This window comes from Pontibacter pudoricolor (assembly GCF_010092985.1).
GTDB lineage: Bacteria > Bacteroidota > Bacteroidia > Cytophagales > Hymenobacteraceae > Pontibacter > Pontibacter pudoricolor.
The window spans coordinates 746,258-767,638 of sequence record NZ_CP048106.1; the positions used below are offsets into that span (position 1 = coordinate 746,258).

Genomic DNA, 21,381 nt, shown 5'->3' on the forward strand with positions numbered 1-21,381 from the left:
TAAATCCTGATTCCTGAGCGCCCAGCTAAACTATAGTTTAAAATACTGTCCGGGCGTGGACACTTTTTGTCCGGCAATGGACAGCAGGTACTACTTTTTCCGGTTAATTTCCCATAAATTACACTTGTATTAGCTTGGCACAATATTTTACTGTAAAGTATAAACTATAACCTACCTGCCATGGAAAATAACCTGGGACGCATACTGGTAATCGACGATAACGAGGACGTGCTTTTCTCTGCTAAAATGCTGCTGCGTAAACATGCCAAAGAAGTAGTGATGGAGAAGAACCCGAAGAAGATACCATTTCTGCTTACCAACTATGAGTTCGATATAATACTGCTGGATATGAACTATAGCCAGGACATTACCAGCGGACAGGAAGGTTTTTACTGGCTACAGGAAATCCTGAAATATGATCCGTCGGCGGTGGTAGTGATGATAACTGCGTTTGGCGATGTGGAGATGGCAGTGCGGGCAGTAAAAGAAGGCGCTACCGACTTTGTGCTCAAACCCTGGCAAAACGAAAAGCTGATCGCAACACTTTCGGCGGCATCCAAGCTTAGAAATTCCTATAAAGAAGTGTCTCAGCTTAAAGAAGTAAATCGCACACTTTCAGCTGAGCTCAACTCAACTTCTGATATCATTACCGGTACCAGCCAGCCCATGCAGCAACTCTTTTCGATTATTGATAAAGTTGCTAAAACGGATGCTGATATTTTACTGCTGGGCGAGAACGGAACAGGTAAAGAGGTGATTGCCCGAACAATACACCAACGCTCTTCCCGCGCCGATAAAGTGTTTGTTACCGTAGATATGGGCGCTGTTACAGAATCTTTGTTTGAAAGTGAATTATTCGGGCATAAGAAAGGTGCGTTTACCGATGCGAAAGAGGATAGAGTAGGTAGGATAGAGGCGGCCAACGGCGGGACGCTATTTCTGGATGAGATCGGGAATTTATCGCTGGCCATGCAGGCAAAATTACTGACCGTGCTGCAGCGCCGCGAAGTTATCAGAGTTGGAACCAACAAGCCAATACCCGTAAACGTACGGCTGATCTGCGCCACCAATATGCCCCTGAAGGAGATGGTTGCCCGTAACGAATTCCGCCAGGATCTGCTTTACCGCATTAATACCGTAGAGCTTAACCTGCCACCTTTACGCAACCGGCTAGATGATATTCCGGTGTTTGCGGAGCATTTTTTGGGCGTCTATGCTCGCAAGTACAAGCAGCCATTTAAGCGACTTTCGGATAGCGGTCTGGCCAGACTGAGCCGCTATAGTTGGCCGGGCAATGTGCGCGAGTTACAGCATGTACTGGAGCGTGCATCCATTATGAGCGATAACCGGGAACTGCAAGCTGAAGATTTTTTCTTTTTAGCTGAATCAGAAACCTCTGCAACTATAGCTTTACCCGCAAATGATGCCCGTCGTCTGGACGACCTGGAACGGGAAGCCGTGCAGCGGGCACTGGAAAAACATGACGGCAACGTATCGAAAGCTGCAAAAGAATTAGGCCTGTCGCGCGGGGCATTGTACCGAAGACTGGAGAAGTATGAGCTTTAAGAACTACAGGCTTCAGTTGCTGCTGCGTATTCTGTTACTTACAGCATCAATTTATGCCCTGGCTATAGTTGGGGCCAACCAGCAGTACAGAGGGACTTTTATCGGGCTGATCGTTTTAATAGTTGCACAGATCTTACTACTTATTTATTTTCATGAACGCACAAACCGGCAGTTTTTACGTTTCCTGAATTCTATAAAGTACGACGATTTTACGGAGCAATTTCATGTGACCGGCGAAGGAAAAGTACAGAACCAGCTTGCGCAAGGGTTAAACGATGTGATGCAGAAGTTCCGGGAAGTACGCGCCGAAAAAGAAGCGCATCTGCATTACTTCGAAGTTATAGTGCAACACATCGGTATCGGTATCATAACCTACAAACCAAACGGCGAGATAATGATGCTGAATAATGCCGCCAAAAAGCTGGTGCATTTAACGCAGGCCAGTAACATTAGTGAGCTGCAAAAAGTAAGTCCGGAGCTTGCCCTGGGTTTGCAACAACTTGAACATGGCGACAAGGTGCTGGTCCCGATCCGGAAAGGTGGCGAACAGGCAAACCTGACTGTACATGTCATGGAGCTTTCGCTGCTCGGGGACCGGATAAGGCTGGCATCTATCCAGAACATTCAGCGCGAACTGGAAGAGAAAGAGATGGAAGCGTGGCACAACCTGATCAAAGTACTCACACACGAGATCATGAACTCTGTAACGCCAATAGCGTCGCTTTCGGCAAGTGCATCCGAAGAGATCAGCAGTTACACGGATACCGAAGCCGAAGAGATAACCATACTGCGCGAAGAACTGGATGACGTGGGGAAATGCCTGCAAACTATAAGCCGCCGTTCTGATAGCCTGATCCGTTTTGTGAACGACTTCCGTAACCTGACAACCATATCTGTTCCACAGAAATCTGTATTTAAGGTAGGGGAGTTGTTCCGAGAAATAAAGATGCTGATGCGGGAGCAACTGGCCAGGCAGCAGGTTCGGTTACAAGTAGAGGTGCCATCCGAAGATATTTTACTTTCTGCTGACCGTGGCATGGTGGAACAAGTGCTGATAAACCTGGTAAAGAATGCTGTGGAGGCACTGCACGAAAGATCGGATGCAACTATAAAATTACAGGCCACCCTGGATGACCGCAGCCGGGCCCGGATTCTGGTTTGCGATAATGGGCAGGGCCTGACGGAAGAAGCCATGCAAAAGATATTTATTCCATTTTATACCACCAAAAAAACCGGTTCTGGTATCGGACTTAGCCTATCACGACAAATCATGCGTCTGCATCAGGGCAATATAGCTGTTGATTCTAAACTCGGTGAGGGTACAGCTTTCACTTTAAGTTTCTGAGGTCAAACTATAGTCTGACCATAAGTGCAACCGCGTGCGTATAGTTGAGGAAAGCAACAATACAGTATGAGCAGAACAGTAACTATAAGCGCCGAGCAACCCAACGGGTTTGTTGCCAATATCCGGATGGGAGACCAGCAGTTTGTAATCGATGAAAGCGGAATTACTGAAGGAATTGATACCGGGCCAACGCCATACGACTATATTATGAGCGCACTCGGAGCCTGTACGGTTATTACCTTGCACATGTACGCGCAACGCAAACAATGGCCTCTGCAACGCGCAGAAGTAATCCTTAGCCATGAACGCGTATACGCTGCCGATTGTGAAAATTGCGATGACAAATCAGCCAAAATATCTCAGATAACCAAAAAACTGAAACTGGTTGGGGACCTTACCCAGGAACAGCGCCTTCGGCTGGAAATTATCTCTTCTAAATGCCCGGTACAAAAAACCCTGCAGGCCGGCATTGTGATACAGACAGAGCTGGTGCAGGGCTAAGCTATAGTTTGCTACTCTTCCTGATTTCGGTATATTCGTAACGTGTAACCAGGGCAGCCATACCCAAACTATAGTTGCTTTTCAGCCTATGTTCAGAAGATCTGTATTTGTACTTTCACTCGTGTTTTCACTGTTTGCCGGCTGCGTACCCATCGAGGAGCAGGCTCAAAGCGGCTCATCTAACCAGCAGACACCAATCCGGTACGAAGATTATATTTACAACGAAACTATAAAGTCGGTACAGTTTTACCAGGCAACCGGTGTGCCCGAAGAAGTTTTGGAACCGGCTGTAACTTCGTTGCAGCAGGGGCGCCCGATCTTACTGGAGTTCGACAGGCTGAATGCCGGCCCGCAACGATTGGTAGCCAAGCTTATCCATTGCAACTATAACTGGACGCCTTCTAACCTTACCGAGACCCAGTATCTGAACGATTTCAATGAGTTTTTTATAACGGATGTACAGAATTCGGTAAATACGCGCGTGCCGTATGTGCATTACCGGTTCAGGGTGCCACGGGTAAAAATGAGTGGTAACTATGTGCTGGAAGTAAGGGAAGAAGGCGGAAACCTGTTACTAACCCGCCGCATGATGGTGTATGAAAACCTGACAGCTGTTACTGCAAAGTTAGGTTTACCGGCTGGTCCATCAGGCAGGCAGACACGCCAGCCGGTTGAGTTTAATGTGTTTTACCAGGACTATGAACTTATAAACCCAGCCATGGAAGTAAAGGCTGTGCTACGCCAGAACCATCGCTGGGACAATGCCAGGTTTATCCCTTCACCGACCTTTGTGCGCGACCACCTGAAACGCCTGGAATATGTGTTCTTCGAGCCGAAAGATAATTTCCTGGGTTTGGCTGAATACCGGCCATTTGATACCCGCAGTGTACGCTACAATGGCATAGGCGTAAGCAGTGTAAAAGTAGAAGCTAACCCGATAGAAGTGTTTCTACAAATCGATAAAAACCGTTCGGGAGAAGTGTATAGCCAGGAGCCGGATATTAATGGCAAGATGCTTTTCAACAACCGCGAGTACGGCAACGGTGACGTGAACAGCGACTATACCTGGGTCGATTTTGAACTGAAAGCGTCGGAAGAAACGAACGGTCAGGTTTATATTCTGGGTGCGCTAACCGACTGGAAACTTACCTCTGATGCCCGAATGCGCTACAACGCTGAAAAACAGGTTTACAACGGCAGGCTACTTTTAAAACAGGGATACTACAACTATCAATATGTACTTCAACAGAACCAAACGATAGATTATAGTTATTACGAAGGCAGTCACTTCCAGACAGAAAACTCCTACGACATCCTGATCTATTACCGCCCGCCAGGGTCAAGAGCTGATTTGTTGATCGGGTATGAGGAGATCTTGTTTAACAGGAGGAGGTAAAGTTATACTACATACATAGTGCAGATAAGCGAATGTTGTTGTTTATACTTTAGTTAATCCGTCATTGGGATTATTTTCAGATTAAAAAAATGGCGAAGCTTTCAGGCTTTAGTAGTAGGAAGGGATCACAGGCTTAAAAGAAAAGGCCTGTAAAAGAGCCAAAGGCATAAATGGAATTTGTGACTGGAAGTCTTGCGGCGGCGATGCCGGAGAAAGCCAGTGCTTTCGGACGGAAGCGTCCCCATGCAAGACTTGGAGCGGGCGAAGTTAGTCTTGAAAAAGGATAAAGTCAAGTAGGCTCACTTCGGCTAGGTAACTCTTTTACAGGCTTTAACACTTGATAAAAGATGCCTTTGATGGATTAATTTTAAAGCCTACCGCCCCTGGCCACGCTTGCCGATACCCGTATCAACAACATGGCCCGTGGCTAAAGCCGCCATTTGGAAAAAGAATTTATAAGGAGAAAATAACCCAACGAGCAGCTTGTTTTTCCTTAAATAAAGAAAGAAATTAAGACCAGCAGTCACTACAAAAAAGGAAAAACAAGCACGGATAACTACGCCCAGAAGTCACCAAGGCAAGGCAGGCAAGCCTCGGCGCCTCCTGGCCTTGTTTGTTGTACTACATCTTGAATGAATAAATTTATCTCCATAGCCATTATCTGTTTGTTGTTCGCCAGCAAGTCCTTTGCATGCCAATGCATTGGACCTTCAGCTAACATAGAAGAGAATTGGAAAGGGTCTTATCAGGTTTTTGTAGGTGAAGTTCTGGAATCATCGTCTGATAAACTTTACTTGGCAAGTGGACTGAACTATACCTATTATACCATTCAGGTGATTGAATCCTTGAAAGGCAACTATCATCCAAAGTATAGACTGCGGACGTTTGAAAGGATTAGCCACGGCTCTTGTGACTATACATTTGAAGTTGGTAAAAAGTACCTCATCTATGCCTACAGCGATAATGGTAATCTATCAACTAACATATGTTCCAGAACAGCACCAATAGAAGAAGTCAACAAAAATGAAATAGAAGAACTCAGACGACTGACTAAAGACTATGGTGAAGAAAAGGGAGCAGCCTTGATTATTGAGAAAAGCGTAGCAGAACGAGAGTTGGGAGTAGCACAAGTAAAAATAAAGGAATTGAATAATGCTACAGAAGAGCTAAACAACACTAAAAATTGGTTACTCGGGATAGCATTGGCTTTAGCGTTGCTCTTAGTTCTCTCAGTTTTCACAAGTCTAAGAAGGAAAAAAGACAAAGTACAGCACGGTTCATAGTTTAGGCTGCGGCTATGCCTTGCCCACACTATGCACAACCCGTTAGCACCTATTGATGATTAACTAATGAATTTCACTACTATTGAATATTTAAAGACTGGAACTCCTAAGCAACAGGAAGCATATGATGTGCTCACCAAATATTCAATTATGGAATATTTGCAACCGTATTCTCCCATATTGGCGGGAACAATTCCGATAGACGTTGATATAGAAAACAGTGATTTAGACATTATTTGTTACTGGCAAAATGCCGACGAGTTCAAGATTAACTTATGCAAATACTTCTACGGTTATAAAGACATTCAAATAGTTGATAAATTGGTTCGTGATCAACGTACCATAATTGCTAATTTTAAAGTCTCAAACTTTGAGATTGAAATATTCGGACAGAATAAGCCTTCACAAGAGCAGTATGCCTACAGGCACATGGTAATAGAAAACTATCTTCTACTGTCCAAGGGGAATCAATTCAGGCAAACCATTAGGGAACTTAAAGTTCAGGGATTTAAAACGGAGCCAGCTTTTGCCTATGCATTAGGATTGCAGGAGACCCATATCTTGAACTTCTAAAAGAAGAAGAAAAATTGAAACCCTATCTGCCAACAAATGCTAAAAAGCATTAAAACGCATTTTAGCAAAGCCGTTAATTAACCTTACAATGTCAAGCATACAAAAAGCCTACAATAGTTGGGCAGCGCAATATGACACCAACCAAAACCGCACCCGCGACCTGGAAGGAAAGGGTTTGCGAACTACACTGGCAACTATAGATTTTGAACGCGTACTGGAAATTGGCTGTGGGACCGGCAAGAACACCGTCTGGCTCCAGGAAAAAGCTACCCATGTAACAGCTGTAGACTTTTCAGAAGAGATGCTTACAAAAGCGAAACAGAAAATCGCTTCTGATAGTGTTCAGTTCGTTCAGGCGGACATTACAAATAACTGGTCGTTTATTGATAAGAAGTATGAACTGATAACCTTTAGCCTCGTGCTGGAGCACATTGCTAACCTGGAACCTATTTTCAGGAAAGCTTCGGAAGTTTTGGTTTCCGGTGGACATGTTTATATAGGTGAGTTACATCCATTCAAACAATATACTGGCAGTAAAGCCCGCTTCGATACTGAAAATGGCCAACAAATACTGGAGTGCTACACCCACCATATTTCCGACTTCACACAAGCCGCCAAACAACACGGTTTTATAGTTGCAGATATCAACGAGTTCTTCGACGATAACGATCGCTCGCAGCTTCCCAGAATTTTAACTGTACTCTTGCAGAAAGTATAGCTCTTGTAACACAACAAGGTTCTCATTTATTCTACATACTGGCGACAACTATAGAACTATAGTAAGACTATAGCAAAGGCAGAAAATCCCCTCTTGGGATGGGGAGGGTTAGGTTAACTTCCTGCTTTGGATAAGAAGAGGTCAGGGGGTAGTTGGAAAGTTTTAGATCTATAGCGACAGCCTATGCTATTTCTGTCCCTATAGGGCCAGTTGAGTTACAAACTCAACACTATCGTTAAGTACGGGTTGCAAACCCGCGCCGGCAAAAACTAGTATAAACAACTATAGAACTATAGACTCAATTATAACAAAAGGTCAATCCTGAAAATCCTTTAATCCTGTGAATCCTGATTCAGACAAAAACAAAAAAGGGCAACTATAAAGCTGCCCTTTTCTATATTTCAAAAGTATAAACTATACGTTGAAACGGAAGTGCATAATGTCACCATCCTGTACCACATATTCTTTACCTTCTACAGCCATTTTACCGGCTTCTTTTATCTTCGCTTCTGACTTATACTCCTGGTAGTCTTTTAGTTTGATAACCTCGGCACGGATAAAGCCTTTTTCAAAATCTGTATGAATTACACCGGCCGCTGCAGGCGCTTTCCAGCCTTTACCAATCGTCCAGGCACGTACTTCTTTTACACCTGCTGTAAAGTAAGTGATCAGGTTCAGTAAACTATAAGACGCCTTTATCAGCTTGCTCAAACCAGACTCTTTCAGGTTATATTCTGCCAAAAACATCTCCTTTTCCTCTTCGTCAGTAAGCTCTGCGATCTGCGCCTCAATAGAAGCCGAGATCAGAACAACTTCAGCATTTTCAGCTTTCACATGTTCTTCCAGTGCTTTCGAGAACTGATTACCAGTGTTAACAGATTCCTCGTCTACGTTAGCGGCATAGATCACCGGCTTAGCTGTAAGCAGGTTAAGGTCCTCTACAGCTTCTTTGTCTTCATCAGTTGCATCAAGGCTACGCGCGTTCAGACCAGCCTCCAGATGGGTCTTGTATTTCTCCAGGCTGGCATACTCTTTCTTTGCTTTTGCATCGCCTGCTTTTGCGGAGCGCTGCACTTTCAGCAATTTCTTGTCAACAGACTCCAGGTCTTTTAACTGCAGCTCTGTATCTATAATTTCTTTATCTGAGATCGGATCCACTTTACCGGCAACGTGCACAATGTTCGGGTCCTCGAAGCAACGTACTACGTGTATAATGGCATCCACTTCTCGTATGTTTGCCAGGAATTTGTTGCCCAGACCTTCGCCTTTACTAGCACCTTTTACCAACCCGGCAATGTCAACAAACTCAATTACAGTTGGTAACACACGCTCAGGATGCACTAATTCCTCCAGTATCTGCAAACGCTCATCAGGTACGGTAATTACGCCCACGTTTGGCTCAATGGTACAGAAAGGGTAGTTGGCAGATTCTGCCTTGGCGTTAGAAATAGCGTTAAATAAAGTTGACTTACCTACGTTTGGCAAGCCCACGATGCCGCATCTTAATCCCATGTATCTTTAGTTCTTAATTTCAGGGGGCAAAGATACGATTTTTTGTGGATTGATTTATAGTTGAAATTAAAGTGTTGGAGTGGGGCAAATGTATCTTTTTTATAGTCATTCTGAGATGAGAGTAGAAGAGAGTCAGCAAAGTTGTGAGGAATCATATTTCCCCTTTAGTTTGTCTTTTGTCATTTTGACGTTAGGAGAAATCTGAGTGCTATAGTTTGATTTTCTACTCCTTGAACCAAGCCTTTTCTTCCATAGCGTTCTTTAATCCTGGGAGCTCTAACAACCTACCGATCTATAGTTGGCTTTGGTGCCCTCATGGCCGGGAGGCCCCGTCTTCGGGCATCGCGCTGCTGCTTTCTTGCTACCCTCGCTCTGCTCGGGTTGCCTTGCGGCAGCGCAACAAATCAAAGGCGCTCAACCCAAAGACTGTGATCAGTTCGATAGTAACTCTATAGTTTAAAGGAGAAGCTATAGTTGAATCGCCTTATCGTGGTCATAATTCCGTAGGGACAGGTCGCGACCTGTCCGCTCCTGGTCTGCAACTATAGCAAATTCAGCTTTCTCCCACTGGTCAAAATAACAGTTGGGCAAGCAGTAGCAGAAAAGTCCCCCTTCGAAGGGGCAGGGGGGTGACAAACGGAAACTAAAAAACGATAACTAAAACTATAGCAACAGCCGCAATTCCCTCCCGGGAGGGCAGGGGTGGGTTAAAACAGTAACTATAAAACAATATTCAAAACTATAGCAAAGGCTAAAAGCTCCTTCCCCTGTTTTTAGGGGAAGGCTGGGAAGGGGTAAAACCACAACTATAAAACTATACCAATCACCTTTATCCCAAAAATCCATAAATCTCCCTTAATCCCGGTTCAGACAATGCCTGTCCCTGACGGGCCAGTTGAGTCAGGAGACTCAACGCCATAGTTAGTCACGAGCGGGGACGCTCGCGCCAGCATCATAGATTATAGAACTATAGCTCCACCTTAAATTTCCACTTCTGGTATGGGAGAAGGGGTAAAACCCCAATTATAGCAATGGCCCAAAAAACTCCCATCTTTATTCTAGCTTGAAGTGATCTTGAAAGTAGCGATCGTAGCACTGAGGGCTGGGGTGGTTGGATAACGGGTACTATAGACATAAACATCAACTACAGTAGAAACCTTAGAAATCAACATCACCCATTGAGATGAAAAGCAAAAAAGCCTGTAGCGTTAACTACAGGCTCTTTCAGTATTTTATAAAGCAGGAGTGTAGGTTACTCCCACTTGAGTTCTTCATCAAAAGTTGCGTCGGCAGATACGGTTACGGGCTCCGTTGATTCCATCGTTTCCATCGTTTCAGATGCCTCTAAAGCAGCAAGTGCTTCCTCGGTTAGCAGCTCAGATTTAACGTGCTCAATTGTTCCCTGCAGTGCTTCCATAAATTTCACAAAGTCTTCTTTATAAAGAAAGATCTTGTGCTTTTCGTACGAGAAGGTCTCATCTTTGAACTTTCTTTTACTCTCTGTGATGGTCACATAGAAGTCGTTTGAGCGAGTTGATTTCACATCAAAGAAATACGTTCTCTTCCCGGCTCTTACTCTTTGGGAATAAATTTCTGCTTTTTCGTTGTTCTCTTCCACCGTTTATAAGACGTTAAATTCAACTTAATGAACCTAAAAGTAACATATAGAATTGATATATAAAAATTTTTGAATTTAAAATCGATATTAAATTTTTCTATTATATTTGGCCCCGGACCAAAATAGTAAATCATGAATTTATGTTCAATTTTACTAGTATTCCTTCTCTCTTTTTCATCGGGTAACACCACCTATATAGCTAACGGTAAGGCATCTTACTACGCCGACCGTATGCAGGGGCAGCGCACTGCCAGCGGCGAACGCTACGACAAAACACAGTTGACTGCCGCGCATCCAACACTTCCTTTCAACACTTTTGTAGAGGTTACCAACCTGGCAAATGGCAAATCGGTTATAGTTAAAATAAACGATCGTATGCCGAAAGGTAGCCGCATCATAGATCTGTCCAGAGCTGCTGCAAAAGAGATCGATATGATTCGTGCCGGTGTAGGTAAGGTAACTTTAAAAGAAGTAAACCCAATGGAAGAGCAACAAGAAGTGCCTTTTGCCGTTTCAGAAGCAAAGCCAGATAAAACCAACTAATATGTAGCCCATGAAGCAGCCCATCACCCTTGCCGATGTTCAGAAATTTGAGAACATGGAGTTTCTGGCAAAGCAGTTGGTGGAAGGCTTTATTACCGGTTTGCATCAGTCGCCGTACCATGGTTTCTCGGTAGAGTTTTCGGAGCACCGCCTGTATAATAGCGGCGAAAGTACCCGCCACATCGACTGGAAAGTTTTTGCCCGCACCGACAAGCTTTTTGTTAAGCGCTACGAAGAAGAAACCAACCTCCGCTGCCACCTTTTACTGGATGTGTCGCCGTCCATGTACTACCCTACAGACTCGCATGGTAAGATAAAATTCAGTATACTTTGTGCAGCGGCTATTGCGACCGTTTTGCGCAAACAGCGCGATGCCGTTGGGTTGGTAACGTTTGCTGATACCATTCAACTACAAACGCCGGTTCGCTCCACGGCTTCTCATTTGCACACCTTATTACTGCTGCTTCAACAGCAATTAGAGGCTAAGCCGGCCCTCTCCGGAACCGAAGTGCCAGGAGTCATTCACCAGATCGCGCAGCAAATTCCTAAACGGTCTCTGGTTATTATTTTCAGTGATATGCTGGGGCGCAATGAGGATATGGACACTACTTTTTCGGCATTACAGCACCTGAAACACCAGAAACACGAAGTGCTGATTTTCCATGTGATGGACCGCAAAACGGAAGAAGAGTTTGACTTTGCCGAGCGGCCCTACATTTTTGTGGATATAGAGACAGGGCAGGAGCTGAAGTTGCAGCCATCGCAGGTGCGCGACAACTATAAAACGGCTGTTGCGAACTATAAACGCGAGCTTGCGCTAAAGTGTGGCCAGTATAAAATAGATTTTGTGCCTGTAGATATCAGCGAGCCTTTTGATAAGGTGCTGTATAGTTACCTGGTAAAACGGGCGAAGGTGCGTTAAGCTAACTATAATCCTGTAACCGGATGATTTTACCATCCTCAATAGTAAATACAGACTTTCCTTTCAACTCCAGCTTATCGCAGGCTTTCATCCCGTTTGGTAAATCTATTGCAAGTATAGCTGAGTAGTCTATTTGTGCGTCGGCTTTAGTATCAGTTATAGTTAGCTGCGTAATTTTCTGCTCGCGGTGTTTAAAGTATTTGGTAGCTACTTCAGCCTGCTGCTTAAAGGCTTTTGTACCTTTTATACTTAGCGTCACTTCTCCATTCGCAATATTCTCAAATTCAATATCAGGGTGTAACTGCGCAATCATGGCTTCTACATCAAAGTTGTTGTAGGCTGCGATGTAGGTTTCTATAGTTTGTTGGATGGCGGAGTTTGGCATGTGAATTTTTATTTCTAACGTGTTGGGCTATGCGGCTGCAAAGCTGCCGTATAGGTTGTGTTGTACCATACTTTTCTGCTTAAGAAGATATTATAAAGTCTGCTCTTGCCTGGCAAGTGGAATAAAGGTTTTCTCAAAAATATCTTCTGTGTAGAAAAGGCCGTCCATTACCTGTGGCAATCTCATGCGCATTTCTTTATACCCGAAGGGCCTTGCAACCAAAGGGTCTAGTAGCCATTGAGGGAGATCGGTTTTGTTAAAATCAAGAAACAAATATGGCTGATTGGTCTGTCCAAACACATATTCTATACTATTTAGCTTATGTTTTTTTACGTTTATCAGGGGAAAGAAAAGAAGTTTCCCGATTTTTCCCTTATAGCCTGTGAAACCAATATTATAGTATTTTTCACCATAGGATTGCTTTATATAATCCCCTAATCTCAGATTCTGCTGATAAAATTCACGTTCAATGTTTACTCCATTGTAAGTAAGGTGAGAAGAAGCAGCCCATACAACCACTTTTTGTCCTTTATACAACTGGCTTTGTAAAAAAGCCAGGTTAGCTCCCATTTGCCTGTCCCGCACCTGCTCGTTTGAAAATCTTTTGGATATTTCTGCAAGCGTACTATGCATGAATTGCTGCCAAAACAGATGTTCCTGCTGACTTATTTCCCGTGAGGCGGCCTTGCCTTTTACGTCTTTAAGAATATTCCTGAGCTCTGTCTTCAGAATCAGGGTATCGGCAGCGCTGGGTTTGGTTAGGTAATCTGAGATGGCTATAGTGCGCTCTAACGCAGCACTAAAAGCAGACCACTTAGCAGTATCCTGAACAGTTGCTGATTCAACGACTTGCAGGTAATCTTTAAAGTCGTGAAGCAGACTATTCTTAGAATAGGTGCCTGAGAACTTGCAGTCTATACCAGCGAGTATTAGAGGCTTATCTGTATCTTTTTGTTTATCAATGTATTTAAAAAGCTCTTCTGTTTCCTTGCTAATCCAGAAAGGATAAATGGATTTCCTGGCTGCCTCTATGGTAATCTCTCCATTTTGTATTTCCTGCCATGCCTTATAGCAATCATAGAAGCCACTTTCGAAAGCGATAACACTAAAGCCCATCTCCTGGTGCAGGAATTTAATAAGCCTGGTTTTGGCCTTGAAAGTGTGGCCGTCATGATGGGTCTGTTCCCCAAGGCCTACAATTTCTACATGCTCCAGGCTTTTCTTAAGCAGGGCTAAGTCAGAATAATCTTCATTAAGTGGTTCTATGTTGTTTACTACAACTGCATTTTCTTTAATGTAGGCCAATCGGTCAATATTCGATTGCGCAAACACCTGAAGTGATGGACAAAGCAGTAAAAATAGTAGAAGTAATGTCTTTATATTTCTCATAAATTAAGTTTGGTACAACGTCTCTGCTATAAGGTGGTGTAGCTAACTTATAGGTTTTGTTGTGGTATGTTGTTTTTAGATTTGTGCTATTTCTATTATTGAAATAATGCTCATTAGCAACCCAAAGGCTATCCCGAAAACGAGTATTCCTGCAGGCATTTCATAAGCTGTTCTGGTACTTGGCTTCAGAAACAGGAATATCAAGCCCAACAAGATGATTGGTATAGTAATAAAGAAAAAGAAAGTCCACCATGTAGGAATGAGATTTAGAGTAATGGCGGGAGTGTAATTTAAACTGTGTCATTCCTCATTTCAATTTACTGGCCCTTTTGCTGTTCTGGCTGAGTCCTTACGGCAACAGGGCCAAACTATTGAAGTGTGACTCACTTCAAGTCCAGTTGCATCCTCTCGCCAAACCAGATCGATAGCTGCTGGGCCGTCTGGCTCCAGTTTGCCAGTGGCATCACCCACTTTTTGCTGATATGCTGGTGCGAGAGGTAAATCAGCTTCAGCAGAGCCATGTCTGAGGGGAAAGCTCCTTTGGTTTTGGTCACCTTCCTGACCTGGCGGTGAAAACCCTCTATCGTGTTGGTGGTGTAGATCAGGTGGCGAATCGGCTCAGTGTACTTAAAGTACGTTGAGAGCTTCTCCCAGTTTCGCTGCCAGCTCTCGAGCACCTTGGGGTACTTTTTGCCCCACTTCTCTTCCAGCTCCAATAGCCTGAGCTCCGCCAGCTCTTTTGTTTCTGCCCGGTACACGGGCTTTAAGTCCCTGATAAAATCCTTCTGATCCTTAGAGCCCACATATTTGATACTGTTACGGATCTGGTGGACAATACAGCTTTGTACTTCAGCCTGCGGGAAAACACTGCCGATGGCTTCGGCAAAGCCCTTTAGGTTGTCGATGCAGGCAATGAGCATATCCTGTAGGCCCCGCTGTTGCAGGTCAGTGAGCACCGAGAGCCAGAAAGTAGCCCCTTCGCTTTCGGATACATACACGCCCAGCAACTCTTTGTAGCCGTGGCGGTCAATGCCCAGAATGTTGTAGACAGCTTTGGAGATGGTGCGCCCTTCCTGCCTGACCTTGTAGTGCATGGCGTCCAGCCAGACGATGCAGTAGAGCGGATCCAGCGGCCGGGCCTGCCATTCCTTAACCTGGGGAACGATCTTTTCGGTGAGGGCCGCTAAGGTATCGTGGGAGATGTCCATGTCGTACATCTCCTTCAGATGAGCCGAGATGTCCCGAAGGCTCATGCCCAGGCCGTACATGCTTAGAATGCGGGGCTCCAGGTTTTCGGCCAGCACCGTTTCCCGCTTGCGGATAATCTGCGGCTCAAAGCTAGCCGAGCGGTCGCGGGAGGATTCCACTTCAATCACTCCGTCTGTTGTACGCACTTGTTTGCTCACCTTTCCGTTGCGCCGGTTGCCTTGCTTGCGTTGCTCATCTGTCAGATGAAGGTCCATCTCCGCGTCCAAAGCGGCTTCTAAAAAGTGTTTTAACAAGGGGCCAAGTGCGCCATCTTTGCCAAAGGTGGGTTTGCCGCTCCGGAACTCTTCCAGGAACTGGCGCTTGATCTTTTCCAGATCCAGCTCGTTTTTTTCTTCCATGTCAACTGTGTTAAAGGTAATACTCCTAATCCTTTGACACAGTTTATTTTACAGCCTCGTAATGGCTGTTATTCCTAATAATTTGGGCTTCCTTATTATTTCATCAAACCAGTTACTCATGCTTTGAATATTTTCTTTTATACTTTCATAAACCTCCTATATGCTTGTTCATCAGTTAGCTCTTCCAATCTTGATAAGGTTCTTTTAGCGAAGTCACCCGAAGCAAGACCATGGTTGATGAGTTCCAAAGATTGTATTAACTCATCTATAAGCGCCCAGTCTTCACTATTGAGTTTCTGTTTTTCAACTTCTTTACCTGCTCTTGCGAATCCATCGTTGTCCCCGCCATACTTTTGGTAGATGTTTAGCTTATCAATAGTTATTCTTTTCATGATTCCAATGCACCACAACTATTGGATACACGACAACATACGCTTATCTGCTTTATGTACGGAGTAGGTTTCCTTTATTCTCCACTCAATATAACTATAAATCCTCTTACTTCGGCATATTATCCAGCGACTGCCACAGGTACTTGCTGGCGATGGTGCGGTGGGGGCGCCAGTTCTCCGCAAGTTGCTGCATGCGGATGCGTAAAGGCTTGCCCGTCTCTTCCAAACTATAGTGTCGCTTCATCGCGTTCTGTATACCCAGGTCATCCACCGGGAAAACATCCGGGCGCTCCAGGGCAAACATTAACAGCATTTCTACGGTCCAGCGGCCAACTCCTTTTATTTTCGTCAGGTGCAGGATCAGTGCTTCGTCTTCCAGGGCATCTATCGTTGCATGTTCCAGGTTACCATCTGCAGCGAAGGCCGCCACATTGCGTACATAGCCAATCTTCTGGAACGATAAGCCAACACTGCGCAGCATCTCATCGGTGGCAGCAAGTACCAGTTCCGGGTGTGGGTAATTGTCCGGGAAAAACTCCGTAAAACGTTTAAATATAGTGGCTGCGGCCTTGGTTGAAAGTTGCTGCGAAACGATAGCACTCAGCAATTTATAGTACAGGTCTTCTGATTTAGAGGATTTGAGGGGCTGTCCGTTCGCGATTATAGTTGATAGAATTGGGTCCTTGCCAAGTATGGCCATTACTTCAGGTGCAGGGTAGATAGGAGTAGAGTTATTCATAGTTTTATAGTTGACATTAATTATCATCTCGACAAAGGAGAGTTCTATTTAACATATTGGGGTAGTCCGAAATAGATTTCTCACTTTGTTCGAAATGAAAATAGTAAAGTAATTGCAGGCTCTAGCCTTAACCGAGAAAAGGCTGGTGGGATTGGATTTAACTACAGCGACTTCAGCACATTCAGGGTATGCTCCTGCATCTTATCGGTCACATCAAGGTGTGTCACAAAACGAATCATCTGAGGGCCAAAAGCTGATGCCCGGATGTTATGTTCTGCCAGTGTATTTATAAAAGCAGCATCATTGTACTTCTGGTTAAGCTTAAAGATGACGATGTTGGTTTCAACTGGCAGTACACTTTCTACATAGTTCATCTGCAACAGTACTTCTTCCATTTGTTTCGCCTTGCGGTGGTCTTCTTTCAGGCGCTCGATATTATTATCCAGGGCATAGATGCATGCTGCTGCCAGGTAACCGGCTTGCCGCATACCGCCGCCAAACACTTTGCGCACACGGCGGCTTTGCTTTATAAATGCTTTACTGCCCAGCAACACCGAACCAACCGGAGCACCTAACCCTTTACTCAGGCAAACCGAAATGCTGTCGAAGTACAAACCATAGTCCTTAGCGTTTTCACCGGAAGCTACCAAAGCATTAAATACACGCGCGCCATCCAGGTGCAGGGCCAGGTTATTGCGCTTGCAAACCTCCGAAATGGCTGCAATTTCCTTTATAGTGTAGTAAGACCCGCCACCTTTGTTACAGGTGTTCTCCAGGGCAACAAGTTTTGTAATAGGGTGATGGATATTATCCGGACGTATGCTTCCTTCTACCTGTTCAGGTGTCATTTTGCCGCGTTCACTATTCACCAGCGCTACTGATGCATATGAGTTTGAAGCAATACCACCACCTTCGTACTGGTAAATGTGCGCTGTTGTGTCACAAATTACTTCTGTTAATGGCCCAGTATGCACTTTTATCGCGATCTGGTTGGTCATGGTGCCTGATGGGCAGAATAAGCCGGCTTCCATGCCAAATAGGGCAGCTGCTTTGGCTTCCAGAGCGTTTATAGTTGGGTCTTCTTCGTACACGTCGTCGCCAACCGGGGCAGCAAACATGGCCTGCAGCATTTCGGGTGTAGGTTTTGTAACGGTATCGGAACGAAGATCTGTTATCTCTATCATAAGGTTTGTATAGGTAATACTGAATTTGATGTAGTAAATGCTTTACTTTGTAAAAATAATAACTTACTTTTGCCCTTCAAATTTAATAATTGCAACGATGGGAGTTACTAGACTTAAAAGAAAAGACCGTAAAAATAAGGCAAGAGCAAACAACAAGGTTGCCAGAATTAAGCAGCTGTTGTTAACACCAGTTATCAAGAATGTTGACATGGACGAGCTACGTGCTCAGTTCGGTGAAGCTCCAAAAAACAAGAAAGAAGAAGCTTCTGCTGAGTAGTCTTTTTACGGCAAAGTAAAACCATCTGCCTGCCAACGCTGTGAAAGCTTCGGGTGGCGGGTTTTCGAAAGACTTCAAAGTGTGCTTGCACCGCAGGCACGCTTTTTTTTATGCCCTTTTGCCAAGCTCTATCACCTGCAGATTCGCCACCTTGCCGTTATTCACATCAAATCGCATCATGGTGCGCATCGTATGAAAGCCATGTTTGCCGGCGGCTCCCGGGTTTAAGTGTAGTAAGTTGTTCAGGCTTTTATCCGGCATCACTTTCAGGATATGGGAATGACCCGTAATGTATAGTTGCGGCGGGTTTGTTTTGATCTCGTTTCTGACATCAGGGTGATACTTTCCCGGGTAACCGCCAATATGCGTCATCATCACATCAAGCCCCTGCACTATAAACCGGTTTACTTTTGGGTGCACTTGTCTTATAGTTGCATCATCAATATTGCCATAAACTCCCCGCAACGGCGCTATCTCGTTTAGCCTGTCCGACACTTCTATACTGCCAAAATCCCCTGCATGCCATATTTCATCACAGACTGTTAGTAGCCGGATTATCTGATCATCTAAATAGGAGTGGGTATCGGAAAGGAGGCCTATTTTCATTGGCTATAGTTATAGTTGAATGTGAAGTTAAGGTTTACGGATGAGTTTTGGGAAAGTATAGTTCGAGTTTATAGTTTCTCCTCTGTCATTTCGAACGTTAGTCGGGAAGGCTGGATTCTATAGTCAACTATAGTTGCAACCTGAACCAAGCCTTTTCTTCTATAGCTACTTTTAATCCTGGGAGCTTTACTCACTTACAGTTCTATAGTTGGCTTTGGTGCCCTCACGGCCGGGAGGCCCCGTCTTGGGGCATCGCGCTGTGTACATTTCCTTTGCTCGTTCCTCGCAATGCCTCACGGCACCGGAAATCTACAAGGCGCTCAACCCAAAGACTGTGATCAGTTCGATAGTTACTTTTGTCTATAGTTTGAACCAGTTAAGCTTCGACCTTTATCGTGGTGATAATTCCGTAGGGACAGGTCGCGACCTGTCCGATCCTGGTCTGTAACTATGGAACTACAACTCTCAACTATAGCAACAGCCGTAATTCCCCTCCTGGGAGGGGCAGGGGTGGGTTAAAACCAAAACTATAAAACAGTAACCTCAACTATAGCGACAACTCGAAAGCTCCTTCCCCTGTTTTGGGGGTAGGGGCCCTCTTTTAAAGGGAAAGGCTGGGAAGGGGTAAAACCACAACTATAGAACTATAGCTCCAACTATAGCAATTCCCTTTATCCCAGAAATCCTTTAAATCTCCCTTAATCCCGGTTCAGACATAGTCTGTCCCTGCCGGACCAGTTACGTCAGGAGACTCCACACCATCGTAAGTCATGAGCGAGTACACTCGCGCCAGCGGAGAAGCAAGAATTCAAGCGTCATCTGAAGCAGAATCCTTAAAATCCTTTAATCTCAATTCAGACAAAACAAAAAGGGAGACAAAGCCAAAGCCCCGTCTCCTTCATTATTTATTCCTAATTAATCATTATTAAACTCCCCATGTTTCAGGAGATTTACGCCATTCAGCTAAAGCTTCTAAGGCAGACTCCTGGATGTAACCATTAGCAACGGCCGCTTCTGTTAAAGCGCTATAGTTGCTCAGGCAGTGTAACGCGATGCCTGCTTTTCGGAAATTCTCATCGGCCAGGGCAAAACCATATGTAAAGATGGCTACCATACCAACCACTTCGCCGCCGGCTGCGCGTACTGCTTCAGCCGATTTTAAAGAACTGCCACCTGTCGAGATCAGGTCTTCTAACAGTACTACTTTCTGGCCCGGAATTAACTTGCCTTCTATCTGGTTGCCCATGCCATGTTTCTTAGGCTCAGGGCGTACATACAGGAAAGGCATCTCTAAAAGGTCGGCTACCAGCGCTCCCTGCGCTATACCAGCAGTGGCTACGCCAGCAATGGCTTCAGCTTCCGGGAAGTTATTTTTGATCTGTTCCGCTAGCTGTTGTTTGATAAAGCTGCGTATATGCGGAAAAGAAAGGGTAACACGGTTGTCGCAGTAAATGGGCGAGTTCCAGCCAGAGCTCCACTTAAAGGGCTTTTCTGGGCTTAACTTAACGGCTTCTGTTTCCAGCAGGAAAGAAGCAACCTGGTGTGCTGTCGTCGTAGTATCCATGAGCCGAAATTACAGAAATATTTGCCTTTTTAAGGCCCTGTAGTTTCTTTAAATTGATTTATTTATCCATTTGTGTAACTTTCACACGAATTAAGAGCACCTACCACATGAACGTTTTCATTAACGATATTCCGCTTATACTCAAAAGGTCTAACGAAAAAGTATACAGGCACCATTACGACCTGGTACTGGATGCTGACGACCATTTTACATCAAAAGACCTGGTAGGGGACGTACTGATTAAAGATGCAGATCTGTTGCTGATAGACCGCCTGGTGCGCCTGATGGAGGTGAAAAAGCTTAAAAAACTGAATTCACTGACGCTTGTCACCAACAAAAAGAAACGACTGATTGAGCACCTGAAAGATCAGTTTAAAATAGTAAAAGCTGCCGGCGGACTTGTAATTAAAGAAGGAAAGCTGCTGATGATCTACCGTTTGGGTGTCTGGGATCTGCCGAAAGGGAAGCTGAATAAGAAAGAAGGTGCGAAAGAGGGGGCCTTGCGTGAAGTAGAAGAAGAATGTAATATCTCAGTAGAACTACTGGAGAGGTTGCCTAAAACCTGGCATTCGTATGCTTTCAAGGGTAAGAAAATTCTAAAGAAAACGTCCTGGTACGTGATGAGCTGCACCGATGACAGCCTGATGAAGCCGCAAGCCGAAGAGTTTATCGAGGAAGTACGTTGGATGACACCGGAAGAAGCCCTGGAAGTATTACCAAAAGCCTATACGTCAATTGCCTTTATTGTGCGTCATTATTTGCAATCGCTGAAGTCGGGAAAGGTATAAAATCAGCCACATCGCCACCAAAACGGTGAATTTCACGGATAATAGATGAACTGATCGCTGCCAGAGGCGGCGACGTGATCAGGAAAACTGTTTCCAGGTCGGTGTTTACGTGGCGGTTGGCTTGGGCAATGGTATTCTCGTATTCAAAATCGGTGGTGTTACGTAGGCCACGCAGTAAGAATTGTGCTCCAACCTCGCGGGCATATTCAGCCGTTAATCCTTTGTAAGCTGCTACCGACACCTTCGGTTCATCTTTAAACAAACCGTTTATTATCCCTACCATCTGCTCAACCGGAATATAACGCTGTTTGCTGCTATTATTCCCGATGGCAATAATGATCTCATCAAACAATCGCGTGCCACGCATCACCACGTCCAGGTGTCCGTTTGTGAAAGGATCAAAAGAGCCGGGAAATAAAGCAATGCGCTTTTTCATTTAAGTAGAATTTTGATTTTTTGCTTGTACTGCAGGT

The 21,381-nt window shown here is 44.7% G+C and carries 22 protein-coding genes; 11 read left to right on the top strand and 11 right to left on the bottom strand.

Annotation, left to right across the window (positions count from 1 at the left end):
* The first annotated feature begins 180 nt into the window (after positions 1–180).
* From GSQ66_RS03175 to GSQ66_RS03205, 7 genes are all read left to right on the top strand, one after another.
* Positions 181–1,566 (top strand): sigma-54-dependent transcriptional regulator, encoded by a 1,386-nt coding sequence (locus tag GSQ66_RS03175; protein ID WP_162426132.1) that lies wholly within the window; start codon positions 181–183, stop codon positions 1,564–1,566.
* Positions 1,556–2,911: a sensor histidine kinase gene (locus GSQ66_RS03180; RefSeq protein ID WP_162426133.1), complete on the top strand. Its 1,356-nt coding sequence runs from the start codon at positions 1,556–1,558 to the stop codon at positions 2,909–2,911. Before GSQ66_RS03175 ends, GSQ66_RS03180 begins: the two co-directional genes overlap by 11 nt.
* A gap of 66 nt (positions 2,912–2,977) precedes the next feature.
* Positions 2,978–3,412 (top strand): OsmC family protein, encoded by a 435-nt coding sequence (locus tag GSQ66_RS03185; protein WP_162426134.1) that lies wholly within the window; start codon positions 2,978–2,980, stop codon positions 3,410–3,412.
* A gap of 88 nt (positions 3,413–3,500) precedes the next feature.
* The gene (locus GSQ66_RS03190) at positions 3,501–4,808 is read left to right on the top strand and encodes a type IX secretion system plug protein (RefSeq protein ID WP_162426135.1); all 1,308 of its coding nucleotides are present in this window, start codon (positions 3,501–3,503) and stop codon (positions 4,806–4,808) included.
* 632 nt (positions 4,809–5,440) lie between these two features.
* Complete coding sequence (locus GSQ66_RS03195) at positions 5,441–6,091, top strand: hypothetical protein (protein WP_162426136.1); 651 nt, start codon at positions 5,441–5,443, stop codon at positions 6,089–6,091.
* Between the two features lie 66 nt (positions 6,092–6,157).
* Positions 6,158–6,664 (top strand): DUF4269 domain-containing protein, encoded by a 507-nt coding sequence (locus GSQ66_RS03200; protein WP_202923397.1) that lies wholly within the window; start codon positions 6,158–6,160, stop codon positions 6,662–6,664.
* Between the two features lie 88 nt (positions 6,665–6,752).
* The gene (locus GSQ66_RS03205; protein WP_162426137.1) at positions 6,753–7,382 is read left to right on the top strand and encodes a class I SAM-dependent DNA methyltransferase; all 630 of its coding nucleotides are present in this window, start codon (positions 6,753–6,755) and stop codon (positions 7,380–7,382) included.
* 414 nt (positions 7,383–7,796) lie between these two features.
* Here GSQ66_RS03205 and ychF read toward each other — a convergent pair whose 3' ends face one another.
* Positions 7,797–8,894, bottom strand: coding sequence for a redox-regulated ATPase YchF (gene ychF, locus GSQ66_RS03210; protein WP_162426138.1), 1,098 nt, complete (start codon positions 8,892–8,894; stop codon positions 7,797–7,799).
* A 1,252-nt stretch (positions 8,895–10,146) separates the two neighbouring features.
* Positions 10,147–10,512 (bottom strand): DUF3276 family protein, encoded by a 366-nt coding sequence (locus tag GSQ66_RS03215; protein WP_162426139.1) that lies wholly within the window; start codon positions 10,510–10,512, stop codon positions 10,147–10,149.
* A gap of 132 nt (positions 10,513–10,644) precedes the next feature.
* On the opposite strand from GSQ66_RS03215, the gene GSQ66_RS03220 reads away from it, so the two are divergent.
* Both GSQ66_RS03220 and GSQ66_RS03225 read left to right on the top strand, forming a co-directional pair.
* Positions 10,645–11,055, top strand: coding sequence for a septal ring lytic transglycosylase RlpA family protein (locus GSQ66_RS03220; protein ID WP_162426140.1), 411 nt, complete (start codon positions 10,645–10,647; stop codon positions 11,053–11,055).
* Positions 11,056–11,065: 10 nt separating this feature from the next.
* Complete coding sequence (locus GSQ66_RS03225; protein WP_162426141.1) at positions 11,066–11,977, top strand: DUF58 domain-containing protein; 912 nt, start codon at positions 11,066–11,068, stop codon at positions 11,975–11,977.
* 1 nt (position 11,978) lies between these two features.
* On the opposite strand, the gene GSQ66_RS03230 is transcribed toward GSQ66_RS03225, so the two are convergent.
* From GSQ66_RS03230 to GSQ66_RS03255, 6 genes are all read right to left on the bottom strand, one after another.
* Positions 11,979–12,362, bottom strand: a complete 384-nt coding sequence (locus GSQ66_RS03230; RefSeq protein WP_162426142.1) for a nuclear transport factor 2 family protein — start codon at positions 12,360–12,362, stop codon at positions 11,979–11,981.
* Between the two features lie 90 nt (positions 12,363–12,452).
* A complete protein-coding gene (locus GSQ66_RS03235) occupies positions 12,453–13,751 on the bottom strand; it encodes an erythromycin esterase family protein (RefSeq protein ID WP_162426143.1) in 1,299 nt (432 codons plus the stop codon).
* Positions 13,752–14,134: 383 nt separating this feature from the next.
* Complete coding sequence (locus GSQ66_RS03240) at positions 14,135–15,358, bottom strand: IS256 family transposase (protein ID WP_162426027.1); 1,224 nt, start codon at positions 15,356–15,358, stop codon at positions 14,135–14,137.
* Positions 15,359–15,495: 137 nt separating this feature from the next.
* Positions 15,496–15,750: a hypothetical protein gene (locus GSQ66_RS03245; protein WP_162426144.1), complete on the bottom strand. Its 255-nt coding sequence runs from the start codon at positions 15,748–15,750 to the stop codon at positions 15,496–15,498.
* 106 nt (positions 15,751–15,856) lie between these two features.
* On the bottom strand, positions 15,857–16,489 hold the full coding sequence (locus GSQ66_RS03250; RefSeq protein WP_238395790.1) for a DNA-3-methyladenine glycosylase family protein: 633 nt from the start codon (positions 16,487–16,489) through the stop codon (positions 15,857–15,859).
* Positions 16,490–16,650: 161 nt separating this feature from the next.
* On the bottom strand, positions 16,651–17,673 hold the full coding sequence (locus tag GSQ66_RS03255; protein WP_162426145.1) for a threonine aldolase family protein: 1,023 nt from the start codon (positions 17,671–17,673) through the stop codon (positions 16,651–16,653).
* 37 nt (positions 17,674–17,710) lie between these two features.
* Here GSQ66_RS03255 and GSQ66_RS03260 point away from each other — a divergent pair, with 37 nt between their 5' ends.
* Positions 17,711–17,950 (top strand): hypothetical protein, encoded by a 240-nt coding sequence (locus GSQ66_RS03260; RefSeq protein ID WP_317164219.1) that lies wholly within the window; start codon positions 17,711–17,713, stop codon positions 17,948–17,950.
* 108 nt (positions 17,951–18,058) lie between these two features.
* Here the strand turns inward: GSQ66_RS03260 and GSQ66_RS03265 are convergent, their stop codons facing one another.
* Both GSQ66_RS03265 and pyrE read right to left on the bottom strand, forming a co-directional pair.
* The gene (locus GSQ66_RS03265; protein ID WP_162426146.1) at positions 18,059–18,556 is read right to left on the bottom strand and encodes a metallophosphoesterase family protein; all 498 of its coding nucleotides are present in this window, start codon (positions 18,554–18,556) and stop codon (positions 18,059–18,061) included.
* Positions 18,557–19,481: 925 nt separating this feature from the next.
* Positions 19,482–20,120 (bottom strand): orotate phosphoribosyltransferase, encoded by a 639-nt coding sequence (pyrE, locus tag GSQ66_RS03270; RefSeq protein WP_162426147.1) that lies wholly within the window; start codon positions 20,118–20,120, stop codon positions 19,482–19,484.
* 107 nt (positions 20,121–20,227) lie between these two features.
* On the opposite strand from pyrE, the gene GSQ66_RS03275 reads away from it, so the two are divergent.
* Positions 20,228–20,908, top strand: a complete 681-nt coding sequence (locus GSQ66_RS03275) for an NUDIX hydrolase (RefSeq protein WP_162426148.1) — start codon at positions 20,228–20,230, stop codon at positions 20,906–20,908.
* Here GSQ66_RS03275 and coaD read toward each other — a convergent pair.
* Complete coding sequence (coaD, locus tag GSQ66_RS03280) at positions 20,862–21,344, bottom strand: pantetheine-phosphate adenylyltransferase (RefSeq protein ID WP_162426149.1); 483 nt, start codon at positions 21,342–21,344, stop codon at positions 20,862–20,864. The genes GSQ66_RS03275 and coaD overlap by 47 nt on opposite strands.
* Positions 21,345–21,381 lie beyond the last annotated feature (37 nt).

Bases quoted from the DNA above. Each gene is read 5' to 3' on its own strand.
- GSQ66_RS03235 (WP_162426143.1), bottom strand. From the start codon at position 13,751: ATGAGAAATATAAAGACATTACTTCTACTATTTTTACTGCTTTGTCCA.
- GSQ66_RS03240 (WP_162426027.1), bottom strand. From the start codon at position 15,358: ATGGAAGAAAAAAACGAGCTGGATCTGGAAAAGATCAAGCGCCAGTTC.
- GSQ66_RS03200 (WP_202923397.1), top strand. From the start codon at position 6,158: ATGAATTTCACTACTATTGAATATTTAAAGACTGGAACTCCTAAGCAA.
- GSQ66_RS03175 (WP_162426132.1), top strand. From the start codon at position 181: ATGGAAAATAACCTGGGACGCATACTGGTAATCGACGATAACGAGGAC.
- GSQ66_RS03190 (WP_162426135.1), top strand. From the start codon at position 3,501: ATGTTCAGAAGATCTGTATTTGTACTTTCACTCGTGTTTTCACTGTTT.
- GSQ66_RS03185 (WP_162426134.1), top strand. From the start codon at position 2,978: ATGAGCAGAACAGTAACTATAAGCGCCGAGCAACCCAACGGGTTTGTT.
- GSQ66_RS03255 (WP_162426145.1), bottom strand. From the start codon at position 17,673: ATGATAGAGATAACAGATCTTCGTTCCGATACCGTTACAAAACCTACA.
- GSQ66_RS03195 (WP_162426136.1), top strand. From the start codon at position 5,441: ATGAATAAATTTATCTCCATAGCCATTATCTGTTTGTTGTTCGCCAGC.
- GSQ66_RS03205 (WP_162426137.1), top strand. From the start codon at position 6,753: ATGTCAAGCATACAAAAAGCCTACAATAGTTGGGCAGCGCAATATGAC.
- GSQ66_RS03180 (WP_162426133.1), top strand. From the start codon at position 1,556: ATGAGCTTTAAGAACTACAGGCTTCAGTTGCTGCTGCGTATTCTGTTA.
- GSQ66_RS03245 (WP_162426144.1), bottom strand. From the start codon at position 15,750: ATGAAAAGAATAACTATTGATAAGCTAAACATCTACCAAAAGTATGGC.
- pyrE (WP_162426147.1), bottom strand. From the start codon at position 20,120: ATGGATACTACGACGACAGCACACCAGGTTGCTTCTTTCCTGCTGGAA.
- GSQ66_RS03230 (WP_162426142.1), bottom strand. From the start codon at position 12,362: ATGCCAAACTCCGCCATCCAACAAACTATAGAAACCTACATCGCAGCC.
- coaD (WP_162426149.1), bottom strand. From the start codon at position 21,344: ATGAAAAAGCGCATTGCTTTATTTCCCGGCTCTTTTGATCCTTTCACA.
- GSQ66_RS03275 (WP_162426148.1), top strand. From the start codon at position 20,228: ATGAACGTTTTCATTAACGATATTCCGCTTATACTCAAAAGGTCTAAC.
- GSQ66_RS03220 (WP_162426140.1), top strand. From the start codon at position 10,645: ATGAATTTATGTTCAATTTTACTAGTATTCCTTCTCTCTTTTTCATCG.
- GSQ66_RS03250 (WP_238395790.1), bottom strand. From the start codon at position 16,489: ATGAATAACTCTACTCCTATCTACCCTGCACCTGAAGTAATGGCCATA.
- GSQ66_RS03265 (WP_162426146.1), bottom strand. From the start codon at position 18,556: ATGAAAATAGGCCTCCTTTCCGATACCCACTCCTATTTAGATGATCAG.
- GSQ66_RS03260 (WP_317164219.1), top strand. From the start codon at position 17,711: ATGCTTTACTTTGTAAAAATAATAACTTACTTTTGCCCTTCAAATTTA.
- ychF (WP_162426138.1), bottom strand. From the start codon at position 8,894: ATGGGATTAAGATGCGGCATCGTGGGCTTGCCAAACGTAGGTAAGTCA.
- GSQ66_RS03225 (WP_162426141.1), top strand. From the start codon at position 11,066: ATGAAGCAGCCCATCACCCTTGCCGATGTTCAGAAATTTGAGAACATG.